Source organism: Hyphomicrobium sp. ghe19, from assembly GCF_902712875.1.
Classification (GTDB): domain Bacteria; phylum Pseudomonadota; class Alphaproteobacteria; order Rhizobiales; family Hyphomicrobiaceae; genus Hyphomicrobium_B.
Genome location: NZ_LR743509.1, coordinates 2,106,004 through 2,131,719, shown reverse-complemented (window position 1 = coordinate 2,131,719; position 25,716 = coordinate 2,106,004). Strand labels below are relative to the sequence as shown.

Genomic DNA, 25,716 nt, shown 5'->3' with positions numbered 1-25,716 from the left:
CCGGCTAGGATGCGTATGAACGTGCGCGACACTAGTGTTGGGGAAATCAGGGATGTCCAAGACGTTTTGTGCGGAGATGCTGACGCGCTCCGAATTCGACCGCGCCAACGGGCGGTTGGAAATCACGGTTTGCAACGCCGCTGGAGAGAGCCAAACGATCTCCATCAACGCCCGCATCGCCGAAACGCTTTCCTCGGTACTCAGCGATCATTTTCAGTCGGCTCCGGCTTTTGGCGACCTCACGAAAATTCCTGACCGCTATGCCGTTGGCCACGGACGCCACGAGCCCGTGGTCATGCTGCGTTTCGAGGACGAGCCGGCGTACGGTTTGACCGCCGATCAAGCACTCGATCTCGGCTAGGCGCTGATCGACGAAGTCGGCGCGATGACGAAAGTGAAATATCCCGCTCGCCAGTAGAGCGCGATCAAATCGGCAACGACTCTACGAAAGCTCTTTCTTGATGTCGTTGCAGAGAACCGCCATGGTGGCTTGAGTTGCAGGCTTTGCTAAGAAGCGGGCGCCGATGGGCAACGCCGCCACGCTCGGTAGAAGCTTTCCCGAGCTGATGATGATCACCATGTGTGGCCAGTGCTGCCGGATGTAATGCGCGAGCGTCAGGCCATCCATATCGCCCGGCATATTGATATCCGTAAAGACGACCTTGATGCCCGGCGTGGTCCGCAGAATATGCAGCGCATCATAAGCGGTGCCGGTCTGCACGACTTCATAACCGCCATCTTGAAAATCGGCGACGAGCGCCATTCGAATGAGCATCTCGTCTTCGACAATAAGAACCTTCGTAATCGTCAAGATACTTTCTCTCGTCCAGTACCGCCAAGTCGCGGCTCGTTGCACTTCTGTTTGCTGCCGTAGGCAGAGACGAATATTCAATGCGCCAGGTTTCGCGCGGCTTTCAAATCGCGAACGAAGTCTGCGAATGCTTGTGTGCGTGCATCATGATCCGGCATGCGGAGCAAGGCAGATGGGTGAATGGTGACGAAGCCCGGCATCTCGCCGAACTGATATTTTCCCCGCGATTTTCCGATGGCGACCGGCGCGCCTTCGAGAGCGGCAGCCGCCGTCGCCCCGAGTGCCACGACGACGCGGGGGTGAACAAAGCCAAGCTCCTTCAGTAGCCACCAGCGATAACGCTTCACCTCGCCCATCGTGGGCTTCTGATGAATGCGCCGCTTGCCGCGCTCCTCATGCTTGAAGTGCTTGACCGCGTTGGTCACGTAGGAGGCTTTCCGATCGATGCCCGCGGCCGCTAGCGCCTTGTCCAATAGCTGCCCGGCGGGCCCGACGAACGGCCGGCCCTGCAGATCTTCCTGATCGCCCGGCTGCTCGCCAACAAAAGCCAGCGCCGCGCCGGGCGGACCTTCGCCAAGCACGGCCTTCTTGCCGCCGGGAACCATGGGCTTGGCGGCGGTGATGATCTTGTTGAGTTCAGTAAGGCTTCTAGGCTCCGCGGCATCAGGAGCCGGAAAGAGATCGCCATTCGAGGCGGCGGAGTGAGCGGACGGCCCGGTCGAGTGCTTCGGGATGGGGGTCATGATGCGCTCGCTGCTTGGCTTTATTGCCCGACGCGCGATCACAACTTTTAGTTCCGCCGGCCCGTTTCGGCTCGCTTGTTGGAAGTTCAAAACATGCGGGAGTGCAATTCAGGAAACCTGAGGTTGGGCGCCGGAACTTGGGGTTCCGGCGCCCGCGTCTGAGGCAAGTCAGGGAGCACCCACTGCCAACCTCAGTCGTGGCCAAACTTCAGTCGTGGAAGGTCTCTCCATGGAGAGCAAGATCGAGCCCTTCAGATTCTTCAGCTTCGTTGACCCTGAGGCCGATGGTGTACTTGATGAAGAGCAAGGCCACGACACTGACGACCGCCGACCAGACGATGGTCAAGCCGATGCCTTCGATCTGTACCCAGACCTGGTTGAGGTTGCCTTCGATCCAGCCGGATTTCCCTTGGCCGCCGACTGCCTGAACGGCGAAGACGCCGGTGAGGACTGCGCCGAGGATGCCGCCGATGCCGTGGACGCCGAAGACGTCGAGTGCATCGTCATAGCCGAGAGCACGCTTCAGGCCGGTGACGCCCCAGTAGCAGACGACGCCCGCCACAAGACCGATGATCAATGCGCCGTCGACAGCGACGAAGCCGCAAGCCGGCGTGATCGCCACGAGACCGGCAATCGCGCCGGAGACGGCACCGAGAAGGCTCGGCTTGCCTTTGATGATCCACTCAACGAGCGTCCACGAGACGACGGCACCCGCAGTCGCGATCTGCGTGTTGAGCATGATGATGCCCGTGCTTGCGCCAGCGCCCAGTGCGGAACCGACGTTGAAGCCGAACCAGCCGCACCACAGCAAAGAGCCGCCAATCATGGTCAGAACCAAGTTGTGGGGTGCCATCTGCTCGGTGCCGTAACCCTTGCGCCTGCCGACGATGATGGCAGCGACGAGACCGGCAATAGCTGAGTTGATGTGAACGACGGTGCCACCGGCGTAGTCGAGAACGCCTGCGCCGCCGAGGTAGCCGCCGGGGCCCCACACCATGTGGGCGATCGGCGCATAGGCGAAGATCGCCCAGAGTGTGACGAACGCCATCGACGCCGAGAACTTCATGCGGTCAGCCGGTCCGCCCAAGGCAATGATCGGCGTGATGATGAAGAACGTCATCTGGAACATGACGAAGAGGAACTCAGGGATGCCCGCAGCGGCAGGCGCTGGGGTATCCGGCGCAATGCCGGCAAGCACGACCTTTGAGAAGCCGCCGAAGAATGGGCTGCCTTCAGTGAAGGCAATCGAATAGCCGACGAGAACCCATACGATCGATAGGAGGCCGGCGCCGAATACGCACTGCATGAGAACAGCGAGCGCGTTCTTCTTGCGCACCATGCCGGCGTAGAAGAGTCCGAGGCCCGGGACGAGCATCATGAGCACGAGCACGGACGACGTCAGCATCCATGCGATGTCGCCGGAGTTGAAAGCTGGTGCAGCGGCAGCCGCCGGTTCGGCAGCAGCGGGCGCCGCTTCCTGGGCGAGTGCGATTGCCGACGTCGCAAGGAGTGTCACTGCGCTGAGAGCCGTGGCTCCAAGCGAGGGTCGAAGTCTTGAAGTCATTCCTAGTCCCCCAATGTTGGTCCCGATCGTTCCATGCCGTCCGACCACAGCTTGTGCGGGCTTTTGCTGCTTTCTCATCAGGCAGGGAGGATGTTCGCAAGGAATGTGCCAAATGAAACAAATTCGCGTTTCATTGGTACATCTGTGCCAAGAGGGAGGCGAGACAGATCAATGCCTAGGCACTTTGACTAAACCTGAGGCAAAAGCGGTGAGCGGATGATATCCAGCTCGGCGATGTTTTACCCTGGTGGCGCGATCGGCCATTCCGCTTCGACGTATTTCTTGAACCACGCGCTGAAGCACTGAGGCTCGGCCGCCACCTGCTTGCGAATAACGTCGGGGCTCGTCCAGCTGTAGCCGTCGCACTCTACGGGATCGGGCGCGATCGCCCCGTCATACATGCCCCGGAACACATGTACGAACTCGTGTTCGGTCAACCCGGCATCGAGTTCGGCGCGATAGGTGAAGGTGCCGATCGGCGTCAGCGGGCAAACAACGCGCATCTCCTCGTTGAGACGGCGCGCCGCAGCCTCGAGCGACGTCTCGCCCGGCCGCGGATGGCCGCAGCACGTGTTGGTCCAAAGACCGCCGGAGTGATATTTGTCGACCTGACGCCGTTGCAGGAGCAGGCGGCCCTTGCTGTCCCAGACCATCACGGAAAAAGCGCGGTGCAGGACGCCCTGGCGGTGAGCCTCGAGCTTTTCAGCAAAACCTATTTCGTTGTCCTCATGGTCGACGAGGACGACTTCTTCCCGAAGCATGTTTGGTAATTCCCGCAGCCGAGCAGTGAACGATTTACGCGCCGATCAGCATAGCGCCGCGGCCGCTGCGGGATAAGCCCCTATGCTCAATGTTTATAGAACGTCATCATGCGCGTGAAACTTTGCATGATCTCCTCGGCGGGCCGGTCGAAAACGTCGAGCGGAATGCGAATGACGTTGCCCGATATGGTCCAGGGAAGCCGCATCAGGAAGCGGTAAAAGGGGCGGCGGCGCCAGTCGACGAGCAATGCCCGATCCAACGGGTCTTCGAGGGTGATGCGCAACTCATTGTTTGTCGAGCCGCGGATATCGACGGCGATCAACTCGATTTGCTTGATCGACCGCCAAGTAACGATCCCGAGGCCTTCCGCGAAGACGCCGTATTGCCCCGACCCGATCCGCGGCTTCCCCGTCTCGAGCAGGGGATAATTGTAGTAGGCGAACCCCAACGCGAAAAGCGCAAGAGCGATGAGAATGATGTTGTCGATCGCGATGCCGATCGTCCCCAGGCACGCACCGATCAGGCAAACGACATAGACGGGAAATTGGATTTCTTCTCGTTCGTAGGCCACCGTGTAGCCATGCATGTCGTCCTGGCTCACGGGTGACGCACCTGCATGTTTGATTTCAATTGTAGCGAGCGGACTCAAATTATGTGCCACCGCTGCGAATGACAACTAACCCACTGATCGATTTCAATCAATTTTCAAAGCGCGGGGTGAGCGCTGGGCCTGACGCTCAGAACTTGCTGAAGTCATAGGCCGTCGACTCCGTCATTGCCGGAATTTGAGGCAGCCTTCCCGCAGCAGCGTCGCCGATGGAGGTGAGCCTGGCACGGACTGGCAGCGGCTATGAGCTGCCGAGCCGCGATCGTATTTATTACGACCATCATCTTTTGGCGGAGCGGCGGAGGTGCTATCGGTCCGCGCCGCCTGCGGGTGGAACCGGACGCCAACGGACAATTGGAGATACGTCGATGATCTTGGGAATGGATACATTCACGTTCATACACGTCGCGCTGAGCCTGATCGCCATTGCGGCGGGCGTCATCGTCTTTGTGGGATTTATTGCGAACGCCTCATGGCCCGGGTTGACGGCTGTCTTTCTGCTGACGACGGTGCTCACCAGCGTAACCGGCTTCGGCTTTGCATTCACCAGCCTGCTCCCGTCGCATATCGTCGGGATCATCTCGCTCGTTATCTTGGCGATAGCGCTTTACGCCCTTTACGGAGCCAACCTCCGAGGCGCATGGCGCTGGGTCTACGTCGTGACAGCATCGACCGCGCTCTATCTCAACGTCTTCGTGCTCATCGTCCAACTCTTCCTGAAAGTTCCAGCCCTCCACGCGCTGGCTCCTACGATGGGCGATCCGCCGTTTATTGCATCCCAAACCGCCGCATTGGTCGCGTTCGTCGTGCTTGGTTGCCTCGCCGTCCGGAATTTCCACCCCGGCGGCGGCGTCACCGCACCCGCCCGGCGCGCCGTGTGATCTTTCGGTCGCCGCGTTGGACTTCCGTCCATCTTTCGCTCAAGGGGGCGTTGCGTTATAGCCAAGACGTAACTAAACGGGCTTCCTGAATGTCCGCCGCGGGGCGCAATCAACAATAGACGATCGTCGATGCACCGTTACGTCAATCTTCTGATCGTTTTTGCGTTCGCGGTACGCAGCTTTTTGCCCGTGGGCTTCATGCTCGCGGCAACGCCTGATCACGGCGTACCGGTGCAGATCGTTATCTGCACCGGCCACGGCCCGCAGAATTTGATCCTGGACGATAAGGGCGTTCCGCAGCCCGCGAAGCCGCCGATAGCGGACAACAGCACGTGCCCGTATGCACCGGTCGGTGCCGTTGCGGTCAATCACGAAACACTGCATCTGCTTTCGCATACCGTACGCTACGCCTCGGTCACCTACGCGATCGCGACCGAGATTTTCCGCGCGACTCCGAAGCCCGGAGCGCAGTCCGCGCGCGGTCCCCCGGCCTCACTGACCTGAAGCCTTTCGGCATTTCTGGACGAGTAGCGCCGCGACGAGCCTCGAGCCGCCGCTGCCGCGATCTCGCCAACCTCAGATCAGTTGGGAAATTTGCAAATGCAACTCTTCGCGCCCCGTGCTTGGGCGACACCTCGCCTGAAACGCATCGCCGTCGCGTCGTCGGCAATCGCATGCGTCATCAGTTTCAGCGAACGCGTACGCGCCGATCACGAAACAATCGATTTGCCGGACGTGACGGTGCATCAGGTCGCGCCTGCTGCCAGACCGGCTGCTGAAAAGCCGAAAGCGAAAACAGGACCCAAGCCGGCAACCGCCGCAGCGAAACCAGCGAACGCTGCGAAGCCGCCGGCAAGCGGCACGTCCCCGCCTGCGACCGTCGCCGCATCGCCGCCGATCGCTGCGCAACCTCAACCCGCTTCCGGAAATCCCGGAACGCCGTCTGCGGCAGTTGCAAGCGTGCCCGGCGCATCCGGCGCTGGCGCCCAAGCTTCCGCCGCCGTGGATATGACACGCTTTGAAAGCGCGCCGGTATTCTCAGTCACCGACATTCTCCGTGAAGTCCCAGGTGTCTCGCTGAAACAAGGCAACGGCCCGCGCGACATGGGCATTTCGATCCGCGGATCGAACGCTAGGAACGGCTTCGGTATCCGCAATATCGTCATCCTGGACGACGGCTTTCCTGTCACGCAGCCCGACGGGCTTTCACGCAGCGACCTGATTGACCCGCACGCCTACGCCGGCATCGATGTTTGGCGTGGACCATCCTCGGCGCTCTTCGGAAACTACGCGACCGGCGGCGCGATCAACTTCAGGACCTTTCCGGGCGGCGCCATAGACGGCGTCGAGTACGGTATCGACGTCGGCGGTTTCAATTACCTCAACAACTACGCGATCGGCGGCAAGCGCGGAGCGAACTGGGAAGCGTCGGTCTTCACGAGCGACGTCCGCGGCGACGGCTACTTCGGCTATAGCGCGTTCGACACGCAAACCGTCAACGCCCTCATGACGTGGAAGCCGTCCGCGACGGACACGTTCACCTTCAAGTTCATCAACAACACCATCGACACGGAACTGCCGTTCCGCATGTCGCTCAATCAATTCAAGCAGAACCCGTTTCAGAAGGGCTGTGCGACCGCGGCCGCCGCAGCGCCGGGTTGCGCAATAAACATCTACTCCGCGACCGGAAATACGGCCCTGGTAAATGGTGCTCTTCAGCCCGGGGCGGCCCGGCAGACCGCCGAACAGGCGGGAGCCAACCGCGACGACCGTCGCACGATTGGAGGCTTCCGCTGGGAACACGCCTTCGACGCAGCAACGACCGGGCAAGTGCAAGTGGTCGTCGACGACCGCAACATCAGCCAGCCGACCGGAACGACGAGCGCGGTCGGCGATTATCTTTCCTATAATGTCAGCACGGGCCTCACCAATCGATCCGTGTTTGCCGGACTGCCGACGCTTTCCTACCTCGGCGCGTATTGGAATTATCTGCCCGTCGACGGCAGAACCTACAACGTCGCGCCGGGCGGAAATGCAAGATTGGGTTTGCTTCAGTCCGAGACCACTGGTTCGACCACGAACTTCGGCGTCAGGGCCCGCGAAGAAGTGCGCGTTGCGAACGATGTCGCCGTCATCGCAGGCGCTGCTGTCGAACGGACAACCCTCGACGGAGGGCAAACGAGCTTCAGGTACAGTACCAGCGGCGATCTGACGAGCACGACGATATATTCAGCCGACCGCGAGATGACGAACGTCGCTCCCGAACTCGGTGTTCTCTATACCCCGTCGCGCGAATGGCAATGGCGCGCCCGAGTCGCCAGCGGTTACGGCACGCCTCAGTTCTCGAATCTATTCATCAATTCCAAAGGTCAGCCCGGCAACAACACGGATCTCAAATCGCAACGGAACGTCGGCTTCGACGTTGGCGGCGACTGGACGCCCGCGCCGGGACTGACGTTGAGCGTATCCGGCTTCTACGAGTTCTTCCAAAATGAACTCGTCTCACAGTCTGCCGGGGCCGGGACGCAGAATTTCATGTTTAACGCGCCGGGCTCCGAACACCGCGGCGTTGAGGTGGCGGCAGATTTCGCGCTCGCTGACGGCCTGAGATTGACCGCGTCGTACATCCACAACGATCAATATTATACCGACTATTCCGAGGTGCTCTCCGGCGCAGACCCCAAGAGCCGCGACGGAAAGAAAATCCCGGGCGTATCGCCGAACGAGTTCACCAGCCGGTTGAGTTACGATTTCACGCACGGCCCATTCAAGGGCATCGGCGCCTTTGCCGAATACGAATGGCACGATGGCTTCTTTATGGAGAACGCCAATCTTCTGAAGGCCCCTGGCTACGATCTGGTCAATGTCAACGTTCACTACAATACGGAATTCAGCAGTGGACCGGTGCGGTCGCTGATGACTTACTTCGAGATCAGGAACCTATTCGACGAAACGTACATCTCATCTGCAAACAACATCACCGATCGCGTCGGCGCGACGGCTGGCGATCTGGCTGGCCTTTCAGGCTCGATCTACGCGGGCGCTCCGCGCACGTTCTTCACCGGCATGAAAGTGAGGTTTTGAGACATGCGCGATCATTTTCGAACGGCGATAGTGCTGCTCGCATCGATCATGCCCGTATCGGGCGCTGCGGTCGCGCACGATGCGAACGCGCATCACGGCGCGCCGGCGGCATGCGACACGACGGCGCTCGCATGCGCCAGCGTCGCAACGGGAGCCTTCGGCCCGGACGGAAGATTATGGGTGACGTGGGTCGCGGGCGGCCGCGTATCGGTTGGAAGTTCAGCCGATCTCGGCAAGACATTTGCCGATCCGGTGACGCTGCCGAAAACCGATTTGCCGCTCGATGAGGGGCCTGATGCCCGTCCGAAGATCGCAATCGGCCAGGCCGGCCGAGTGATCGTCACGTATGCGTCGCGCGACGAAAAATACAACGGTCATGCCTTCATCGTGCGATCGGCCGACGACGGAAGGACGTTCTCGAACCCGCAGCCGATTACGTCGGACTCTCCGAGCCAGCGCTTCGAGACGGCCGCGCTCGATCAGGATGGCCGCGCGTTCGTCGCCTGGATCGACAAGCGCAACACGGCGAAAGCAAAGACGGATGGCAAACCCTACGCCGGAGCCGCGCTCGCCTTTGCATGGGACGATCGGCCCGGCGGAACGCTTCAAGCGGCAACCATCGCGCGTGACAATTCCTGCGAGTGCTGCCGCATCGCCGTAGCGTTCGCAGGGGAGGGAAGGCCAGTCGTTCTTTTTCGCAATATTTTCGACGGCGGCATTCGCGATCATGCCGTCATCACCTTTGCGGATCCGAAGACGCCAGGTCCGCTCTACCGGGTAAGCGATGACGACGCGAAGATCGACGCTTGTCCCCATCAAGGCCCGAGCCTCGCGATCGGCCCGGACGGCGTCTACCACGCGACGTGGTTTGCGCTCGGACGCAAATTGAAGGGCCTCTACTACGCCCACTCGAACGACGGCGGAAAAACGTTTTCGGAGCCGATGCGCCTCGGTGATCCGAACGCGCAGACATCGCGGCCGTACGTTCTGGCCACGCAAGGCGTCGTCTATCTCGCTTACAAATCTTTCGACGGCGCCATGACGACAATCGATCTCATCACGTCGCACGATGCCGGAAAAACCTGGAGCGCTCCTCGGAGCATAGCGATGACGCACGACGCGTCGGATCATCCGTTGCTGATAGCAAGTCCGGCGGGCGCGTACCTGTCGTGGCTGACGCTGCAGGATGGATATCGGCTCATCCCGTTGGAGCCCCAATCATGAGGCTTGCTTCGATACTCGCAGCCCTGTTCATCGCCGCGATGCAGATTGCCGGTTCAGCGGCGAGCCCGGAAGCCGCCCCGCAAGTTGCCCGTCCGTTCGAGGCGGATAGCTTGAAGCAAATCCTGCACACGCGTCAGGGCCGTCCACTCATCATCCACTTTTGGGGACTGACCTGCAGCAATTGCATGGCTGAACTGAAGGATTGGGGCGCCTTCACGCGCGCCCACCCCGATGCCATGCTTGTTCTTGTGAATTGGGACCAACGCGGCGCCCGGCCCGCTGAAATCAGCCCCGCACTTCAGAGAGCAGGTCTCGGCTCAGCGTCGAGCTTCGCTCTCGGCAATGGGTTTGAAGAAAAGCTGAGGTTCGCCGTCGGCCAGGACTGGATGGGTGAGCTACCCTACACACGTCTCATCGCGGGCGATGGGGCCGTCACGGCGTTTTCCGGACCGGCGGATTTCGAGCAACTCGAATCGTGGCTCGCGAAGCAATCGCCATAACCGGGCAACAGCGGTAAAGTGTTCCTGTCGTCGGCGGACGCAGTGACAGGATGTTTGTTGTGGCTCCGGGGCATCAGATCCCTGGGAAAAGCTCCGCACTTCCGAAGAAATCGCTGTCACGCGATTACCTCCGGGACGTCGCCGGTTTCGCGCCAGCCGCGAGATAACGAGAGCAACTTGCCAGCGGACGTTTTGACGCGGATGATAATACCGTGTGGCGTATCGCGATTCGTGAGCGTGCTCACAGGGAGAAATAAAAATGGATCTCCAAGCACTGATCGTCTGGTTGATCATCGGCGCAATTGCCGGTTGGCTGGCTGGGCAAATAATGAGTGGCGGTGGCTTCGGTTTAGTCGGAGACATTATCGTCGGTATCATCGGTGCGTTCATCGCCGGCTGGCTATTCCCATATCTTGGGCTGCATCTAGGTGCCGGCATCATTGGTGAGATCATCGCTGCGGCCATCGGAGCGATCATTTTGCTGTTCGTCGCGCGATTGGTACGACGAGCTTAGCGGCGCAGATCTGATGAACGTTTAGACGGGCTGTCGGCGGCGACGGTGACGGCCCGTTGTTGTTTCTGCTATTCCTTCCGCAGCTTCGCATGTGCCACCATAAGTACGATTTGTGCAAACATCGTACTGCGAAGTTGCATCTCTGCTTGAACGTGCGTAGGGGTTGTGCGAATCGCGAGGCGGGGTAAGCGGCAAAGTAATGCCTGAGGTACCAATTTCCTGTTTCATCATTGCTAAGAACGAGGGCGACCGTATCGCCCAAACCATACGATCCGTGCGCCCATGGGCGAACGAAGTTGTCGTGATCGACAGCGAAAGCACGGACAATACGGTGAGCGTCGCGCTTGCCGAAGGATGCAGGGTCATCACGCAGCCGTGGCTCGGTTTTGGTGCGCAAAAGCGCTTCGGCGAAGACCAATGCCGCAATGACTGGGTCTTCAACATAGACGCCGACGAAGTGGTCACGCCGGAACTCGCGCGGGAAATCGTCGCCACGTTCGAGAACGGCAACCCGAAATTCGTGGCTTACGGACTGCCGATAGATTTGGTGTATCCGGGGGCCGAGAAGCCGCGGCCGTTGGCGCGGGATCATTGGTATGTGAGGCTCTACAACCGGCGGTTCATCAGGTTCAGGAACTCGAACGTTCATGATGCTGTCGTGACCGACGACGTTGAGGTGGGCGCGCTCAAATCCCCCGTCTACCATTATTCGATGCGCTCTTTTGCCGATATGAAGCGCAAGCTCGACGAGCGGACGTGGCTCATGGTCGAAAATGCCGGATCGACCTCTCAGGGCGTGCTCGCATCGCGTTTGATCGTCGAACTGCCGATGAATTTTTTCAAATATTACATCGTCAGGCGCCACTGGACCGGCGGTCTCGTAGGCCTGAGGTACGCGTCGATCCAGGCGGGCTTCAGATTTCTGAAAATCTACCGCGTCTGGCGGTCGGACAAAACGAAGACATCGGCGCGGGATGTCACAGCCTGACCGGCCGAAGCACTGAGTTGACGCGCGAATTCATCCGCAAGAAGCCGGGATCGACGTGAAGAGGGGTCTTTCATCCGGCGACCGTTTGCGAGTATAGACTAGCCACCTTCGGCCCCGTAGCTCAGCTGGATAGAGCGCGAACCTTCTAAGTTCGATGTCGCAGGTTCAAATCCTGCCGGGGTCGCCATCTAAAAATTTCTCGAACCAGCGTCTCGATTTCCTGCTCGAGTTCACCTGCGCCTGCCCATTGGTCGAGCCTCTTGGAGCTCTTCCGGGATCGTGCGTTTTGGCAACGATCCCACCCCGTTCTGCTCCGGGTCGGCATTGGTGCTTGCTCCCTTATGAAGCATTACGACATATTGTGTTTGCGTGCGGCTGTCGCAGATCGACGAAGAGACAGCTGCAGAGCCTTTTTGACAACCGGAGACGGCACATGTGGTTGTCACGCTTCATTCGAAAGTCTGTTGGTTCTCGCCGGATCATCAATTGGTCCGAGGATCTCTCTTTCGAAGCCGAGCGTCTTCCGGAGCTTCGCGGAAGACCGATCGAATTCGGGCCAGTCAGGATCCTTTCCACCGACCCGCCGATTTTCCTTTCTGGCATCCCCTACGATGAATTTCTGGGAGTGGCTCGAGCTTTCGGCGAGCGTTACGGGAACGTCAGAGCTGGATTCATCGTTTATCCGACCTGGTCGATAGAAGATCGCCGAAAAGCGATGGCAATCCGGCAATCGTTTCTCGCTCACACCAAACGCTATCCTCGCCATACGATCAGATACATTTGTAACACGCCCGGCGAGGCTCGAATGCTGGAAGAGCATGGCCAGCGGGCTGAATTTCTCAATCACAAGTTTACGGTGTCGGAGCATATTTTCCGGCCGCTTCCGGAAGCCGCCGTCGAATTCGACGCAATCTATAACGCTCGGTTCGTCGCGGGGAAACGTCACGAATTGGCGGCGAATATCGAGAGCTTAGCCTACGTGACCTATTGCGAGCCGGAGCAAATCCGGCAGCAGGAGTTCAAGAGGCTCTGGCCGGAGATAAAAGCGCGCTGCCCGGGCCACGTTTTGCTGAACGACTTGGTGGATGATTTGCCTGTCCTCCTCTCGCATGCCGACGTCAACGCCGCCCTCGCTCGGGCGTCGACCGGCCTTCTTCTTTCCGAAGTCGAAGGCGCGAGCTACGCAGCGGTGGAATATATGCTTGCCGGCCTTTCGGTCGTCAGCACGCCCAGTGTTGGAGGTCGGGACGCGTATTTCGATCCCGAATACTGCATCGTATGCGATGCAAACCCCCGGGCGATTCGCGATGCGGTTGCCGAGCTGAAGAGCAGGAACATTCCGAAATCATATATACGCGACAAGACACTGAGAAAGCTTGAGCCTGAGAGGCAACGCTTCCTGGGCATGGTCGATAACCTTGCTGTGGAACTGGGCGGACAACCGCAGTCTGCTAGCGCTTGGCCATACGGAGACATAAGCGGCGTTCCTTGGGCGGGGTGGGGCAAGCATTTCGCCGAATTCGACCGCCGCACCGGCAAGGTTCCCAAGAAGAAAAAAACGCTTAAGGAGAGGATCTCCAAGAAGTCGAAGTCCGTGAAGAGGAAATTCGGCTTCGACCATATTCCGTGGGCCGATATCCAGCTGTCGCATCTCGAAGTGCAAACGATCATCAAGGAGATCAAGAAAAAGCGGAATTGTTCGCTGCTGGTGTTCGGATGCGGCAACGATTCCGTCCTTTGGGAGAAAACCAACGCCCGCGGCACGACGGCCTTCATCGAGGATAATGCGCACTGGGCCAATGTGGCACGCGCCCAGCTGCAGCGTTCGGAGGTTCACGTCGTCAATTACGAATCCCGTCAGGCGGACTGGCTCCATTGGCTCGACCAGCCGGACAAGCTGAAAATGGATTTGCCGGACGAAGTACGATCTCATCGATGGGATGTCATTCTGGTCGACGGTCCAGCCGGTGAGCACGGAGAACGGCCCGGGCGCATGAAGAGCATCTACGCGGCGTCGGGTTTGGTCGCCCCCGGTGGACGCGTGTTCGTCCACGATTGCGACCGCCCCGCCGAGGACGCGTTCGCGTCACGCTACCTCGGTTCCCATCGGCTGGCGGTCGAGGTCAGCGGCAGAGCGCTTCTGCGCGGCTATGCGTTCTGATAGCGGTGGATCCGCGTTCCCATGTGGGCCTTGACGCAACCGCTCCTCCCACTCCAACTGTAGGCTGCCGATCCGAGGCTGCGATCGAGGCGACGGGAGGGTGACGGTCCATGACGGTCAATGCGGAAGTCGATTTCATCAGCAAGGTCGAACGCGCCTATCAGGGCGAAGTCTACGGCGAGGCGCTCTACAGCGGCATCGCCGACGCGATGGATGATCCGGATCGCGCCGAGAAATGGCGCGTTCTGACCGAGCTCGAAGTGGTGACGAAGGTCCGTATGCGCGACCTCGTCGCCAAGCTCGGCGGCGATCTGCGCGAAAGCGAAGTCTTCCGTCAAAAGGGCGTCGATCACGTTCACAAATATGCCAGCATGCCGTGGACCGATTTCATGAAAGTCTTCAGCCGCGAGCTTGATCCAATCATAGAGCGCTACGCCGCCCTCGAGGAGCGATGCGCCCCGGAAGATGTTGAGACATTGCGGTTCCTGACGGAGCATGAAATCGTGACCAAAACCTTCTGCGACCTGGAATTGGCGGGAAGGTCCGATATTTCCATCGAGCCGACGCGCGAGCTGATCGCCAAGATGCGCGCGGCCTAGAACGGGCGGGCGCACTGAGGCCGCGGGGCGTCCAGAAGCAACGGGTCTGCACGTGTCGCAATTAGCAAAGTTTGCGTCTTCTGCGGCAGCACGGAAATTGCGCCCGCCGCCTAACTAACGCATGCATCTCGACAAATGGTTGCCTAGCACGCGCGTCGCGTGATGCCTGTGGGAGTTTTGATGAGGAAAGAATACTCTTCCTGGTCGCTTTTCACGAAGGGCCTCAGGCACAACGAGGGCTGGGATCCGGCGTGGCGGAGCGCCGAGCCGAAACCATCCTACGACGTTGTCATAGTCGGCGCAGGCGGCCACGGCCTTGCGACGGCCTATTACCTCGCGAAGGACCACGGCGTTCGCAACATTGCGGTCATCGAGAAGGGATATCTCGGCGGCGGCAACACCGCGCGCAATACGACGATCGTTCGTTCCAATTACCTTTGGGACGAAGCGGCCCTGCTCTACGAGCACGCACTGAAGCTCTGGGAAGGCCTGACCGAAGATCTGAACTTCAACGTCATGTTCAGCCAGCGCGGAGTGTTCAACCTCGGACACACGCTGCAGGACATGCGCGATATCGAACGCCGCGTGAATGCCAACAATCTCGACGGCATCGACGCTCTCGTGCTCGACGCCGCCGAGGTGAAGCGCCGTATCCCGATCCTCAACACATCGAAGTCGGCGCGATATCCGGTCCTCGGCGCAAGCTTTCAACCGCGCGGCGGCGTCGCTCGCCATGATGCGGTTGCATGGGGCTTTGCGCGCGCAGCAAGTAAATACGGCGTCGACATCATCGAGAATTGCGAAGTGACCGGCATGGATATCGCGAACGGCCGCATCGCGGGGCTCGAGACGACGCGCGGCACGATCAGAAGCGAGCGCGTCGGCTGTGTTGCGTCGGGCCACTCGTCCGTCCTCGCTAAAATGGCCGGCATCCGAATGCCGATCGAAAGCCATCCGCTGCAAGCATTCGTATCGGAATCGATGAAGCCCGTTCTCGATACCGTCGTCATGTCGAATGCGGTGCACGGCTATGCGAGCCAGTCGGACAAGGGCGAACTCGTCATCGGTGCGGGTATCGATCACTACACCAGCTATACGCAGCGCGGCAGCCCGCATATCATCGAGCATACGGCCGCCGCCATCATCGAGCTCTTTCCGATGTTTTCGCGCGTGCGCATGAACCGCCAATGGGGCGGCATTGTCGATACGACACCCGACGCGTGTCCGATCATCAGCAAGACGAGGGTCAAGGGCCTTTACTTCAACTGCGGCTGGGGCACGGGCGGCTTCAAGGCGACGCCAGGATCGGGGAATGTCTTCGCCCATACGATTGCGCGGGACGAGCCGCATCCGCTCAACCGCGCCTTCGATCTTGCACGCTTCTCGACAGGGCATCTTATCGATGAGCACGGCGCAGCCGGCGTCGCTCACTAATTCAGGACCGCGCGATGTTTGTGTTGTTTTGCCCGCACTGCGGCGAAAAACGAGAAGAGGAAGAATTCGGCTACGGCGGCGAGGCGTTCATTCCGCGTCCCGCAACTCCCGAAGCGCTCGATGACGAAGCTTGGGGCGACTATCTCTTCATGCGCAAAAATCCCAAGGGCTGGCATTGGGAAATGTGGTCGCACAACACGGGGTGCCGCAAGTTCTTCGTCGTGAAACGCAACACAGCGACGAATGCCATTGCCGGATCGTGGACGTTGGCCGAAGGCCGCAAGGCCTATGATGCGGAGGGCGGCTCGACGTGACCAGTTATCGGGTCCGCCGCCCCGGCGCGCGAATAGATTTCGACAAGCCGCTGACGTTCACCTTCGATGGCCAGACCTACGATGGCTTCGCAGGCGATACGCTAGCCTCGGCGCTGCTCGCGAATGGCACGCGAATGCTTGCCCGCAGCTTCAAGTATGGCCGCCCGCGCGGCATCGTCGGGAGCGGCCCCGAAGAGCCGAACGCACTGATGCAGATCGAAACCGGTGCGCACACCATTCCCAATCTGAAGGCGACGCAGGTCGAGCTTTACGATGGGCTCGTCGCGCGCCGGACGACAGGCTGGCCGACGCTCGAATTCGATCTGAAGAGCATCGGCGGACTGTTTTCGCGGTTCATGCCGGCGGGCTTCTATTACAAGACATTCCAAAACCAGAAGCTCTGGCCGAAGTTCGAGCACATCATCAGGCAGGCCGCGGGCTATGGCAGCGCGCCGTCGGAACCGGACCCGGAAACGTACGATCATAGCCATCGGCACGCGCAAGTGCTCATCGTCGGCGGAGGTGCGTCTGGATTGCTCGCGGCGCTGACCGCAGGACGCGCCGGACTGAAGGTCGTGCTTCTCGATGAGCAGAACGAATGCGGAGGCTGGCTCCTGTCGTCGCCGCATAGCGTCATCGGCGGCGAACAGGCAACTGCTTGGCTGAAATCTGCGGTTGGCGAACTGCAAAGCATGCCGAACGTGCAGGTTTTCACGCGTACGAGCGCCTTCGCGCTCCACGACATGAATTTGGTGCTCGCCGTCGAGCAGCTTCAGGATCATCTGCCGATAGCCGAGCGCGTCGCCCATCAACCGCGCCAGAGGCTGCACCGCATTCGCGCTGAGCGCGTCGTATTGGCGACGGGCGCGATCGAACGGCCGCTGGTGTTCGGCAACAACGATGCTCCGGGCATCATGACGGCATCGGCGCTGACGACATACCTCAATCGCTACGGGGTTGCCGTCGGCAAACGCGTTCTTCTGCAAACGAGCAACGATCACGTCTATCAGGGCGCGTCCGATCTCGCGCGCGCCGGCTGCGAAGTCGTGCTTGCCGATACGCGCACGCGGATAAATCCCGCCTGGGAAAAACGTGTGCGTGCCGCCGGTGTCGATGTCAGAACAGGATTTGGCATCGCCTATGCGCGCGGAAGGCGCGCGGTCACCGGCGCGCAGTTGGTAAAGCTCGACGCCAAACGCAATGTCGTTGTCGGCAGCGGCCCCTCTATCGACTGCGATGCGCTCGGAAGTTCAGGCGGCTTATCGCCGACGGTCCATCTCTACTGCCATGACGGCGGCCGGCCCCATTGGGACGAAGAGAGATTGGCCTTCGTTGTGCCTGAAGCGGGCCGCGCGAAATCCGGCATCTACGGCGTCGGCGCGGTGACTGGCGAATTCGGCTTGCAGATCGCGCTTGAGCAGACTGCGCGCGTGATGCGCGATCTGCTGTCATCGCTCGGCAAGTCCGCGCCCGCATCAGGAGGCAATCTAAATACCGATGAACCGGATGCGATCCCGGCGCGGCGCATCTTCCGAGTTCCGGACGGCCGGGCCGAAGGGCACGGCAAGAAAGCGTTCGTCGACTTTCAGAACGATGTCTCAGCGGCCGACATACATTTGGCAGTGCGCGAGAACTACCGTTCGATCGAGCATATCAAGCGCTATACGGCGCTGGGGTTCGGAACGGATCAAGGCAAGCTCTCCAACGTCAACGGCTTCGCGATCGCAGCCGATGCGCTTGGCAGAAGCATCCCGGAAGTCGGCACGACCACGTATCGCCCGGCTTATTCGCCCGTCACGTTCGGCACGCTCGCCGGTGCTCATGCGGGCGATACATTCGAGCCGCGGCGCTATTCGCCGATGCATGCAGCGCATGTTGCGCGCGGGGCCGAGTTTGAACCGGTCGGCCAATGGTTGCGGCCCTGGTATTTCCCAAAGCCCGGCGAAGACATGCACGCGGCAGTGCGCCGGGAATGTCTTGCGGCACGGCGAGGCGTCGGCATCATGGACGCCTCGACGCTCGGTAAAATTGACCTACGCGGCAAGGACGTCCGTGAATTCCTCAATCGCGTCTACGCCAACGCCTGGACCCAGCTTGCGCCCGGCAAATGTCGCTATGGCTTGATGCTCGATGAGAACGGCATGGTGATGGACGACGGCGTCACCGCGTGTGTTGCCGACAACCACTTTCTCATGACGACGACGACGGGCGGCGCCGCGCGCGTCATGACTTGGCTCGAGAAATGGCACCAGACCGAGTGGCCCGAACTCGATGTCTACATGACATCGGTTACGGATCACTGGGCGACCGCCGCAGTCGTTGGCCCGAAGAGCCGGCAGGTCCTCGCAAAGATCTGCGGCGACATCGACCTGTCGACGTCGGTTTTCAAATTCATGGATTGGCGCGAAGGAACCGTCGCGGGCGTTCCCGCGCGCGTGTTCCGCATCAGCTTTTCGGGCGAACTCGCCTTCGAGGTCAACGTCGACGCAAATTACGGCCACCACGTCTGGGAAGCGCTGATGGACGCGGGCCACGAGTTCGATATCACGCCCTACGGTACCGAGACGATGCACGTCTTGCGCGCCGAAAAAGGCTTCATCATCGTCGGCCCGGACACGGACGGATCGATGACGCCCCTCGATCTCGATATGGCGTGGGCCGTCGGCATGAAGAAGCCGTTCAGCTTCATCGGCAAGCGTTCATTCGCGCGAAGCGATACGGCGGGCCCCAACCGCAAGCGGCTCGTCGGTCTCCTGACGGATGATCCGCAAATCGTGCTCGCCGAAGGCGCTCAGATCATCGAGCGCGCCGATGTGACGCCACCTGCCGCGATGCTCGGCCACGTCACGTCGAGCTACTACAGTGCCGAACTCGGCCGCTCGATTGCCATGGCGGTTGTCCGCGACGGCATCGCCCGGAGGAGTGAAGACGGGCGCAAATCCGGACGAGACATTCTCTACGCCTACGCTGGCGGCAAAGCGCACAAGGTGACAGTCGTCTCGCCTGTTTTCGTCGACCCGAAAGGAGATCGGCAGAATGTCTGAGCCAATGATGCGTTCGCCGCTCCATTCGTTCGGTCTGGGCGAACAGGCAAAGCCCATCGATGGCAATCGCGGCGTCTGGGCTAACGAAATTCCGCACCTCGGATACATCAGCCTTCGCGGCAACGGTGCCGATCCGGCCTTTGTCACCGCTACATCAACATCGCTCGGCGTTTCGCTTCCGCTCCAGCCCTGCACGTTCGCATCATCGAACGGCCTAACGATTTTGTGGCTCTCGCCGGACGAATGGATGATCGTCTGTCCGCGAGCTCAATTGTCCGCACTGCTGGGAAGTCTGCGTCAAGCTCTGACGGATGTGCGAAGCCAGGTCGTCGATAACTCCGGTGGCTACACACAAGTCGTGCTCGAAGGTCGCAATGCCATCGACGTTCTGCAGCATGTCAGCGTCTATGATTTTGCAAGTATGGAACCGGGCCGCGTCGTCGGCACGACATTCGGGAAGTCGTCGGTCTACGCATTTCGCCAGGGTAACGGCTACCGCTTGGTGATCCGGCGCAGCTTCGCCGACTACATTTGGCGCTACCTCGTGCGCGCTGCCACGCCCTACGGATTGGGCATCGCCGACATCGCCGGCAGCCGCCTCACTGAAGAGGGAGCGCCAGCATAATGCGTTACCCTTCGATTTTTACGCCCATCAAACTCAACCAACTGACGCTGCCGAACCGCATCTACTCGACGGCGCACGCCGAGGTTTACGCGGAAGCCGGTGGCATGCCGGGCGATCGCTACATTCGCTATTATGAAGAGAAGGCCAAGGGCGGCCTCGGCATGGCGATCTGCGGCGGGTCGAGCCCTGTGTCGATTGACGTTCCGCAAGGCTCTTGGCGGCCTGTCAACCTGACGACCGATCGCGTGATCGAACCGATGGCGCGGCTGGCGGAAACGGTCCATCGCCACGGTATGAAGATCATGATCCAGGCGACGCATATGGGTCGCCGTTCGGTCTATGCCGGCGATCCGTGGCCGCATCTCTCTTCGCCGTCAGGCATCCGCGAGTTCGTCCACCGTGGCAATTCGAAGGCCATCGAGATCGAAGACATCCGTCGCATCATCGGCGATTTCGCGGCCGCCGCGAAGCGCGTGCAAGCATCGGGTTTCGACGGCATCGAGATCTCAGCCGCCCATCAGCAGTTGATCGACCAGTTCTGGTCTCCGCGCTCAAACATGCGCACGGACGAATGGGGCGGCAGCCTTGAGAACCGCATGCGGTTCGGTCTCGCGGTGCTGACCGCCGTGCGCGAAGCCGTCGGCCGCGACTTCTGTGTCGGGCTTCGTATGTGCGCCGATGAGTTCCATGAGGATGGACTTGATCACGAAGTCCTCAAGGAAATCGCACAACGCATGTCCGAAACGGGCATGATCGATTTCATCAGCGTGATCGGTTCAGGCGCAGATACGCATAACACGCTGGCGAATTGCATGCCGCCGATGGCGCTGCCGCCCGAGCCGTTCGTGCACCTTGCCGCCGGTATAAAGTCCGTCGTGGACGTTCCCATCCTGCACGCCCAGGGCATCCGCGACATCACGCAGGCGGAACGCATCCTCGCGAACGGCCTCGTCGATATGGTCGGCATGACCCGCGCGCATATCGCCGATCCGCATATCATGAAGAAGGTGCGCGAAGGACGGGAAGACCAGATCCGTCAATGCGTCGGCGCCAACTACTGCATCGACAGGATGTATTCCGGCTCCGACACGCTTTGCGTCCAAAACGCTGCGACGTCACGCGAAGCGACGATGCCTCACGTCATTACGCCGGCCAAGGGCGCAAGAAAACGGCGCGTGGTGGTCGTCGGCGGCGGACCGGCCGGTCTCGAGGCCGCTCGCGTATCGCGATCGCGCGGCCATGACGTCGTTTTGTTCGAACGCAGTTCGGCGGTCGGTGGCCAAATCAACCTCGCAGCGAAGGCGCCGCAGCGCGAGCAGATGGCGGGCATCGTCCGCTGGTTCGATCTCGAAACCAAACGCCTTGGCGTCGACCGGCGACTGGAAACGGAAGCGACGCCCGAGATGGTGCTGAGTGAGCAGCCCGACATCGTCGTTCTCGCCACCGGCGGCCGGAGCTTCACCGATCAGGTCGCGAACTGGGGCGCGAAGGACGGGCTATCCGTCAGCTCCTGGGATATCCTTTCGGAGAAAGTGGCGCCTGCCGAAAACGTTCTCATTTACGACGGCATCAGCGCGCACGCCGGATTCGGCACCGCGGATTTTCTCGCCAGTCGCGGTGCAACCGTCGAGATCGTAACACCGGATACGAAGGTCTCCGACGACGTCGGCGGCACGACATTTCCGATCTTCTACCGGCGCCTCTATGCGCAAGGCATCATTCCGACCCCGAATTTCTGGCTCGATCGTGTCTACGCGGAAGGCAACAAGAAGGTCGCCGTGCTGCGCAACGAATATACCGATGAGCTTGAAGAACGTGTCGTCGATCAGGTCGTCATCGAAAACGGCATCACGCCGAATACCGAGCTTTACACATCGCTGAAGGATCGATCTCTCAATCGCGGGCAGGTGGATCTCCCATCGCTGTATGCCGCTCAACCGCAGCCCGCGCTTGAGGAAGCGACGGACGGCGAGCGCTTTCTTCTGTTCCGCGTCGGCGATTGCGTCTCGATGCACAATATTCACGCCGCTATCTACGACTCGCTCCGGCTGTGTAAGGATTTCTGATCGTGTCCGTTGCGGTTGCCGTCACGGTACTCTTTTGGGTGTCTGTCGCGACGCTGGCGATAGGTTTGGCGCGCCGGGCACGACTGTGGCGAACGGGCCGCGAAGCCACCGTCGAATGGACGGGCCTTTTGACCGTTCCCAAACGGTACTTCGTCGATTTGCATCATGTCGTCGCCCGCGATCCTTACATCGCGAATACGCATATCGCCACCGCGGGCGGCGCATTTGCGGCCCTGGTGCTTGTGGCGATCAACTACGGCCTCGGACTTTATGCGCCTGTGCTGGACTGGGCCATTCTGCTCGCCGCAATCGTTATGCTGACCGGCGTATATTTCGTCTGGATGAGACGGCGTCATCCGCCACTGAGACTGTCCGGGGGCGCTTGGAACAGGTTGCCGTATACGTTGACTGCGTTCGCCCTCGGGCTTGCTCTTCTGACGTTGATCCCATCGCAGACGCTGTCCGCTGGAATAGCCATCGCGGCGCTTCTGCTCCTGTTGGCAGGATCGTCAGAACTTGCGCTCGGCATCGGCACAGGCGGTCCGATGAAGCACGCGGTCGCAGGGCTTCTGCATCTCGCATTCCATCCTCGGCCCGAGCGCTTCGCGGGTGTGCGGTCGACCGCGCTGGCGCCGCTGGCATTGAGCAATCACGATTTCGGAGCGCGCAAGCCGTCTGATTTTCTATGGACGGAGCTCCTGAGTTTCGACGCGTGCGTGGAATGCGGAAAATGCGAGCAATCCTGTCCGGCGTTTGCGGCGGGCCAGCCGCTCAATCCGAAAAAGTTCATTCAAGATCTTGTCGCCGGGCTATCGGGCTCGAACGATAGCGCCTACGCGGGAAGACCCTATCCAGGCATCCCGATCGGATACCATCGCGGGTCGCTTTCCGAAACGATCGTCCCAAAACTCATTGAAGCGGAGACGGTTTGGTCCTGCACGACATGCCGCGCATGTGTCGAAGAGTGCCCGATGCTGATCGAGCACGTCGACGCGATTGTCGGTATGCGCCGCAGCCTCAATCTCATGCAAGGAGAGGTTCCCGGAACCGCGCCAGAAACTTTGAGCAATTTGCGCGAGACCGAAACCCAGGGCGGGCACGCAAAAGCGGCGCGATACAACTGGGCAGTCGATCTCGACGTGCCCGTGGCCGAACCCGGCAAGCCCATCGATCTGTTGCTCGTCGCGGGCGAAGGCGCATTCGACATGCGCTATCAGCGGACCCTCAGAGCGCTCGTCAAACTTATGAAGGCAGCGAGACTTGACTTCGCCGTTCTCGGCGAGCGCGAGCGCGATACCGGCGACACCGCACGCCGTCTCGGCGACGAGGCGACGTTTCAATTCTTGGCGAAGCGGAATATCGAAACGTTTGCGTCGCTCGATTTCAAACGCATCGTCACGTCCGACCCGCATGTGCTGCACAGCTTGCGCAATGAATATTCAGCCCTCGGCGGAAAATATACAGTCATTCATCACACGGCGCTTCTGGCTGAGCTGGCCGAGCGAGGAAAGCTGCAGCTTGGAAAATCGCCCGAGGTGAGGGCCTTGACCTATCACGATCCCTGCTACCTCGGACGCTATAATGGCGAGACGGAAGCCCCACGCGCCCTCTTGCGAAAGCTCGGCATCGAAGTGCGCGAAATGGAGCGCTCAGGTCTGCGCGGCAGATGCTGTGGAGGCGGAGGCGGCGCGCCGCTGACCGATATTCCAGCCAAGCAGCGCATTCCAGATATTCGAATGGGTGATGCGCGCGATGTCGGAGCGGACGTCATCGCGGTCGCGTGTCCGCAATGCACCGCCATGCTGGAGGGCGTCGCCGGCGCGCACGCCGAGGTGCTGGATATTGCCGAACTTGCCGCCGCCTCGCTGGAGGCTCAAGCATGAGCGACGTGAAACGCATCAATCCGCGTCGTCCTTATCGCATTTCGCCTGCGGGGCTGCGCCGTATCGTGCTGGGAGAAGTCGCATCCGCAGATCCGCATATGGGCGTGACGGCAGATGAGAGGCAGCAGGCGAAACCTTTGCGCACGCGCGAGCCGGCAAAGCGCTGGCACATGGCCGTCGCCCATTCCCATCGCGGCCGCCTCGACGATCATGCGCGCGAAGCCATAGCGGCGGCTGCCATCCTTGCAACGGCGGACACGGGCGTCGTCGCGGTGATCCTCGGCGAACTTCATGAGAACGCCGGAGAACTCGGCGCAGATAAGATCGTCGTCATTCCAGACCTCGACGCCAGCCGATTTCAGCCGCAACGAGAAGAGGCAGTCGTTCGGGCGCTATTGGAAGAATTCGCAGCCGAGCACGTCTTCCTGCCCGACAACATGTCCGGAGATGGCGACCTTGGTCGCCGCTTGATCTCCAACGACGAAGCCTTCGCAGCAACGCATGTGATCGAATTGGACGCGCGACATGTCTCGGTGGGGTGGTCCGGGGGCGCGGCGCTCGCGAAGGCTCCGCTGCCGCGCTTCGTGCTCCTGGCGCCCGGTGCGGTGGACGCGAAACTGCCGTTCGCCGGCGCTGGTGAACTTTTGCCGGCTCCGCAACTGCCGAGCATAACCGAGGCTTACCGCGACCTCGGGCTCGAGCCGACCGAGACCGCAGACATTGCGCTTGAAGAAGCGGACTTCATCGTCTCCGCCGGGAATGGCGTTGAGAACGTCGAGACGCTGGGCACGCTCGCTCGCACGCTCGGCGCTGCGATCGGCGCAAGCCGTGTCGCAGTCGATGAAGGCAAATTCTCCCGCGACAAACAAATCGGCGCGTCCGGAAAGACGGTGAACGCAACCACCTATTTCGCGATCGGTATTTCAGGAGCGGTTCAGCATCTGCAAGGCATCAAGGGCTGCCGTCATGTCATCGCCATCAATCGCGACGGCGGTGCGCCCATCGTGAAGCGCGCCGACCTCACCGTCATCGGGGACGCCGAGGAACTCATGCAGGCGTTGATCACGCGGGTATCGCAAGCGCGGGAGCAGGGTGAAGTTCCGAGGTTGAAGCCCGGGGTCGACGGATGAGTAATGCCTTCACAGTCGCGGCTCTGGTCTCGGCCGGCCGGCATCCGGTGAGCGGCGCGCCGCGAGCTTGCCGCGGTGATGCCGTCGCGATGGCATTGGGTCGTCGGATGGCTGGTGACGGTCTTCGTGTCGTTCACGCCGGTGCCGCAGAAGAACCGTCGCTTCAGGATTATCTCGCGCTTGGCGCAGGCGCGATTGAGGCCTTGCCACTCGATAGCAGCAGCAATGCTGTCGCGTCGCTCGCCGCTCACTTGAAGAATGTCGACATCATCCTGACGGGCAGCAACGCGGAGGCGGGCGTTGGCAGCGGTCTGTTGCCGTACGCGCTGGCACGGGCTCTGGCACGCCCGGTCGTCGCGAACGTCCTCGAGGCGCGCGTTCAAAAAACGAGGGATGAGGGCTGGGACGTCGAAATCCGCCAGTTCTTGCCGAAGGGGCAACGGCGGCGGATCGGTTGTGCTCTGCCGCTTGTGATTGCCGTTCATCCGCTCGCGCCGGTTCAACTCAAATATGCATATGCTCGGCGCGTGTCGGGCCGTATAGAACGGTTTCCGGAAACGCCCACAGACATTTCCATAGTGCTGCCCGCTTGGGCCGTGGAACCTTCGTCGCGCCGTCCCATTCGGCTCAAGGCGCGGGAGACAAAGTCCGGCCACGCACGAATGCAGGCGGCCGTCGTCGCCGAGGCGAAAGGTGGCATTGTCGCTTTTGAAGGCTCATCCGTCGATAAAGCACAAGTGATGCTGAACTATCTGAGGGAACATCGGCTCGTCGATTTCTAG

The 25,716-nt window shown here is 60.7% G+C and carries 23 protein-coding genes and 1 tRNA gene; 19 read left to right on the top strand and 5 right to left on the bottom strand.

Annotation, left to right across the window (positions count from 1 at the left end; genetic code table 11):
• Window positions 1–52: 52 nt before the first annotated feature.
• Window positions 53–361 (top strand): hypothetical protein, encoded by a 309-nt coding sequence (locus AACL53_RS10145; RefSeq protein WP_339084391.1) that lies wholly within the window; start codon window positions 53–55, stop codon window positions 359–361.
• Between the two features lie 81 nt (window positions 362–442).
• Here the strand turns inward: AACL53_RS10145 and AACL53_RS10140 are convergent, their stop codons facing one another.
• From AACL53_RS10140 to AACL53_RS10120, 5 genes are all read right to left on the bottom strand, one after another.
• Complete coding sequence (locus AACL53_RS10140; RefSeq protein ID WP_339084390.1) at window positions 443–811, bottom strand: response regulator; 369 nt, start codon at window positions 809–811, stop codon at window positions 443–445.
• 77 nt (window positions 812–888) lie between these two features.
• Window positions 889–1,554, bottom strand: coding sequence for a UdgX family uracil-DNA binding protein (locus AACL53_RS10135; RefSeq protein ID WP_339084389.1), 666 nt, complete (start codon window positions 1,552–1,554; stop codon window positions 889–891).
• A 208-nt stretch (window positions 1,555–1,762) separates the two neighbouring features.
• Window positions 1,763–3,118: an ammonium transporter gene (locus tag AACL53_RS10130; protein ID WP_339084388.1), complete on the bottom strand. Its 1,356-nt coding sequence runs from the start codon at window positions 3,116–3,118 to the stop codon at window positions 1,763–1,765.
• A 239-nt stretch (window positions 3,119–3,357) separates the two neighbouring features.
• A complete protein-coding gene (gene idi / locus AACL53_RS10125; RefSeq protein WP_339084387.1) occupies window positions 3,358–3,879 on the bottom strand; it encodes an isopentenyl-diphosphate Delta-isomerase in 522 nt (173 codons plus the stop codon).
• A gap of 86 nt (window positions 3,880–3,965) precedes the next feature.
• A complete protein-coding gene (locus AACL53_RS10120; protein WP_339084386.1) occupies window positions 3,966–4,481 on the bottom strand; it encodes a hypothetical protein in 516 nt (171 codons plus the stop codon).
• Between the two features lie 374 nt (window positions 4,482–4,855).
• On the opposite strand from AACL53_RS10120, the gene AACL53_RS10115 reads away from it, so the two are divergent.
• The 18 genes from AACL53_RS10115 (at window position 4,856) to AACL53_RS10030 (ending at window position 25,716) form a co-directional block, all read left to right on the top strand.
• On the top strand, window positions 4,856–5,368 hold the full coding sequence (locus AACL53_RS10115; protein ID WP_339084385.1) for a hypothetical protein: 513 nt from the start codon (window positions 4,856–4,858) through the stop codon (window positions 5,366–5,368).
• A gap of 129 nt (window positions 5,369–5,497) precedes the next feature.
• The gene (locus tag AACL53_RS10110) at window positions 5,498–5,872 is read left to right on the top strand and encodes a hypothetical protein (RefSeq protein WP_339084384.1); all 375 of its coding nucleotides are present in this window, start codon (window positions 5,498–5,500) and stop codon (window positions 5,870–5,872) included.
• Between the two features lie 96 nt (window positions 5,873–5,968).
• Window positions 5,969–8,452 (top strand): TonB-dependent receptor, encoded by a 2,484-nt coding sequence (locus AACL53_RS10105; RefSeq protein WP_339084383.1) that lies wholly within the window; start codon window positions 5,969–5,971, stop codon window positions 8,450–8,452.
• Window positions 8,453–8,455: 3 nt separating this feature from the next.
• On the top strand, window positions 8,456–9,676 hold the full coding sequence (locus AACL53_RS10100; protein ID WP_339084382.1) for a sialidase family protein: 1,221 nt from the start codon (window positions 8,456–8,458) through the stop codon (window positions 9,674–9,676).
• On the top strand, window positions 9,673–10,176 hold the full coding sequence (locus tag AACL53_RS10095) for a hypothetical protein (RefSeq protein WP_339084381.1): 504 nt from the start codon (window positions 9,673–9,675) through the stop codon (window positions 10,174–10,176). The genes AACL53_RS10100 and AACL53_RS10095 overlap by 4 nt, the downstream gene beginning before the upstream one ends.
• Before the next feature lie 259 nt (window positions 10,177–10,435).
• Window positions 10,436–10,690, top strand: a complete 255-nt coding sequence (locus AACL53_RS10090) for a GlsB/YeaQ/YmgE family stress response membrane protein (RefSeq protein WP_092866680.1) — start codon at window positions 10,436–10,438, stop codon at window positions 10,688–10,690.
• A gap of 199 nt (window positions 10,691–10,889) precedes the next feature.
• On the top strand, window positions 10,890–11,678 hold the full coding sequence (locus AACL53_RS10085; RefSeq protein WP_339084380.1) for a glycosyltransferase family 2 protein: 789 nt from the start codon (window positions 10,890–10,892) through the stop codon (window positions 11,676–11,678).
• A 110-nt stretch (window positions 11,679–11,788) separates the two neighbouring features.
• Window positions 11,789–11,865, top strand: a tRNA-Arg gene (locus AACL53_RS10080).
• A gap of 246 nt (window positions 11,866–12,111) precedes the next feature.
• Window positions 12,112–13,839 carry a hypothetical protein gene (locus AACL53_RS10075; RefSeq protein WP_339084379.1) on the top strand — a complete coding sequence of 576 codons (1,728 nt, stop codon included), beginning with the start codon at window positions 12,112–12,114 and terminating at the stop codon, window positions 13,837–13,839.
• Window positions 13,840–13,949: 110 nt separating this feature from the next.
• Entirely contained in the window at window positions 13,950–14,438 is a 489-nt protein-coding gene (locus AACL53_RS10070; RefSeq protein WP_339084378.1) for a hypothetical protein, read from the top strand.
• Window positions 14,439–14,618: 180 nt separating this feature from the next.
• Window positions 14,619–15,872, top strand: coding sequence for a sarcosine oxidase subunit beta family protein (locus AACL53_RS10065; protein WP_339084377.1), 1,254 nt, complete (start codon window positions 14,619–14,621; stop codon window positions 15,870–15,872).
• A 14-nt stretch (window positions 15,873–15,886) separates the two neighbouring features.
• A complete protein-coding gene (locus AACL53_RS10060; RefSeq protein WP_092866668.1) occupies window positions 15,887–16,186 on the top strand; it encodes a sarcosine oxidase subunit delta in 300 nt (99 codons plus the stop codon).
• Entirely contained in the window at window positions 16,183–19,230 is a 3,048-nt protein-coding gene (locus AACL53_RS10055) for a sarcosine oxidase subunit alpha family protein (RefSeq protein ID WP_339084376.1), read from the top strand. Before AACL53_RS10060 ends, AACL53_RS10055 begins: the two co-directional genes overlap by 4 nt.
• Window positions 19,223–19,855, top strand: coding sequence for a sarcosine oxidase subunit gamma (locus AACL53_RS10050; protein ID WP_339084375.1), 633 nt, complete (start codon window positions 19,223–19,225; stop codon window positions 19,853–19,855). Before AACL53_RS10055 ends, AACL53_RS10050 begins: the two co-directional genes overlap by 8 nt.
• Window positions 19,855–21,921: an NADH:flavin oxidoreductase gene (locus AACL53_RS10045; protein WP_339084374.1), complete on the top strand. Its 2,067-nt coding sequence runs from the start codon at window positions 19,855–19,857 to the stop codon at window positions 21,919–21,921. Before AACL53_RS10050 ends, AACL53_RS10045 begins: the two co-directional genes overlap by 1 nt.
• A gap of 2 nt (window positions 21,922–21,923) precedes the next feature.
• Entirely contained in the window at window positions 21,924–23,804 is a 1,881-nt protein-coding gene (locus tag AACL53_RS10040; protein ID WP_339084373.1) for a (Fe-S)-binding protein, read from the top strand.
• Entirely contained in the window at window positions 23,801–24,934 is a 1,134-nt protein-coding gene (locus AACL53_RS10035; RefSeq protein WP_339084372.1) for an electron transfer flavoprotein subunit alpha/FixB family protein, read from the top strand. Before AACL53_RS10040 ends, AACL53_RS10035 begins: the two co-directional genes overlap by 4 nt.
• The gene (locus AACL53_RS10030) at window positions 24,931–25,716 is read left to right on the top strand and encodes a hypothetical protein (protein WP_339084371.1); all 786 of its coding nucleotides are present in this window, start codon (window positions 24,931–24,933) and stop codon (window positions 25,714–25,716) included. Before AACL53_RS10035 ends, AACL53_RS10030 begins: the two co-directional genes overlap by 4 nt.

What these genes read in the sequence shown, in the direction of transcription:
- AACL53_RS10030 (WP_339084371.1), top strand. Translation starts at nt 24,931, where the DNA reads ATGAGTAATGCCTTCACAGTCGCGGCTCTGGTCTCGGCCGGCCGGCAT.
- AACL53_RS10085 (WP_339084380.1), top strand. Translation starts at nt 10,890, where the DNA reads ATGCCTGAGGTACCAATTTCCTGTTTCATCATTGCTAAGAACGAGGGC.
- idi (WP_339084387.1), bottom strand. Translation starts at nt 3,879, where the DNA reads ATGCTTCGGGAAGAAGTCGTCCTCGTCGACCATGAGGACAACGAAATA.
- AACL53_RS10135 (WP_339084389.1), bottom strand. Translation starts at nt 1,554, where the DNA reads ATGACCCCCATCCCGAAGCACTCGACCGGGCCGTCCGCTCACTCCGCC.
- AACL53_RS10115 (WP_339084385.1), top strand. Translation starts at nt 4,856, where the DNA reads ATGATCTTGGGAATGGATACATTCACGTTCATACACGTCGCGCTGAGC.
- AACL53_RS10130 (WP_339084388.1), bottom strand. Translation starts at nt 3,118, where the DNA reads ATGACTTCAAGACTTCGACCCTCGCTTGGAGCCACGGCTCTCAGCGCA.
- AACL53_RS10035 (WP_339084372.1), top strand. Translation starts at nt 23,801, where the DNA reads ATGAGCGACGTGAAACGCATCAATCCGCGTCGTCCTTATCGCATTTCG.
- AACL53_RS10145 (WP_339084391.1), top strand. Translation starts at nt 53, where the DNA reads ATGTCCAAGACGTTTTGTGCGGAGATGCTGACGCGCTCCGAATTCGAC.
- AACL53_RS10075 (WP_339084379.1), top strand. Translation starts at nt 12,112, where the DNA reads ATGTGGTTGTCACGCTTCATTCGAAAGTCTGTTGGTTCTCGCCGGATC.
- AACL53_RS10100 (WP_339084382.1), top strand. Translation starts at nt 8,456, where the DNA reads ATGCGCGATCATTTTCGAACGGCGATAGTGCTGCTCGCATCGATCATG.
- AACL53_RS10060 (WP_092866668.1), top strand. Translation starts at nt 15,887, where the DNA reads ATGTTTGTGTTGTTTTGCCCGCACTGCGGCGAAAAACGAGAAGAGGAA.
- AACL53_RS10090 (WP_092866680.1), top strand. Translation starts at nt 10,436, where the DNA reads ATGGATCTCCAAGCACTGATCGTCTGGTTGATCATCGGCGCAATTGCC.
- AACL53_RS10105 (WP_339084383.1), top strand. Translation starts at nt 5,969, where the DNA reads ATGCAACTCTTCGCGCCCCGTGCTTGGGCGACACCTCGCCTGAAACGC.
- AACL53_RS10110 (WP_339084384.1), top strand. Translation starts at nt 5,498, where the DNA reads ATGCACCGTTACGTCAATCTTCTGATCGTTTTTGCGTTCGCGGTACGC.
- AACL53_RS10045 (WP_339084374.1), top strand. Translation starts at nt 19,855, where the DNA reads ATGCGTTACCCTTCGATTTTTACGCCCATCAAACTCAACCAACTGACG.
- AACL53_RS10095 (WP_339084381.1), top strand. Translation starts at nt 9,673, where the DNA reads ATGAGGCTTGCTTCGATACTCGCAGCCCTGTTCATCGCCGCGATGCAG.
- AACL53_RS10050 (WP_339084375.1), top strand. Translation starts at nt 19,223, where the DNA reads ATGTCTGAGCCAATGATGCGTTCGCCGCTCCATTCGTTCGGTCTGGGC.
- AACL53_RS10070 (WP_339084378.1), top strand. Translation starts at nt 13,950, where the DNA reads ATGACGGTCAATGCGGAAGTCGATTTCATCAGCAAGGTCGAACGCGCC.
- AACL53_RS10065 (WP_339084377.1), top strand. Translation starts at nt 14,619, where the DNA reads ATGAGGAAAGAATACTCTTCCTGGTCGCTTTTCACGAAGGGCCTCAGG.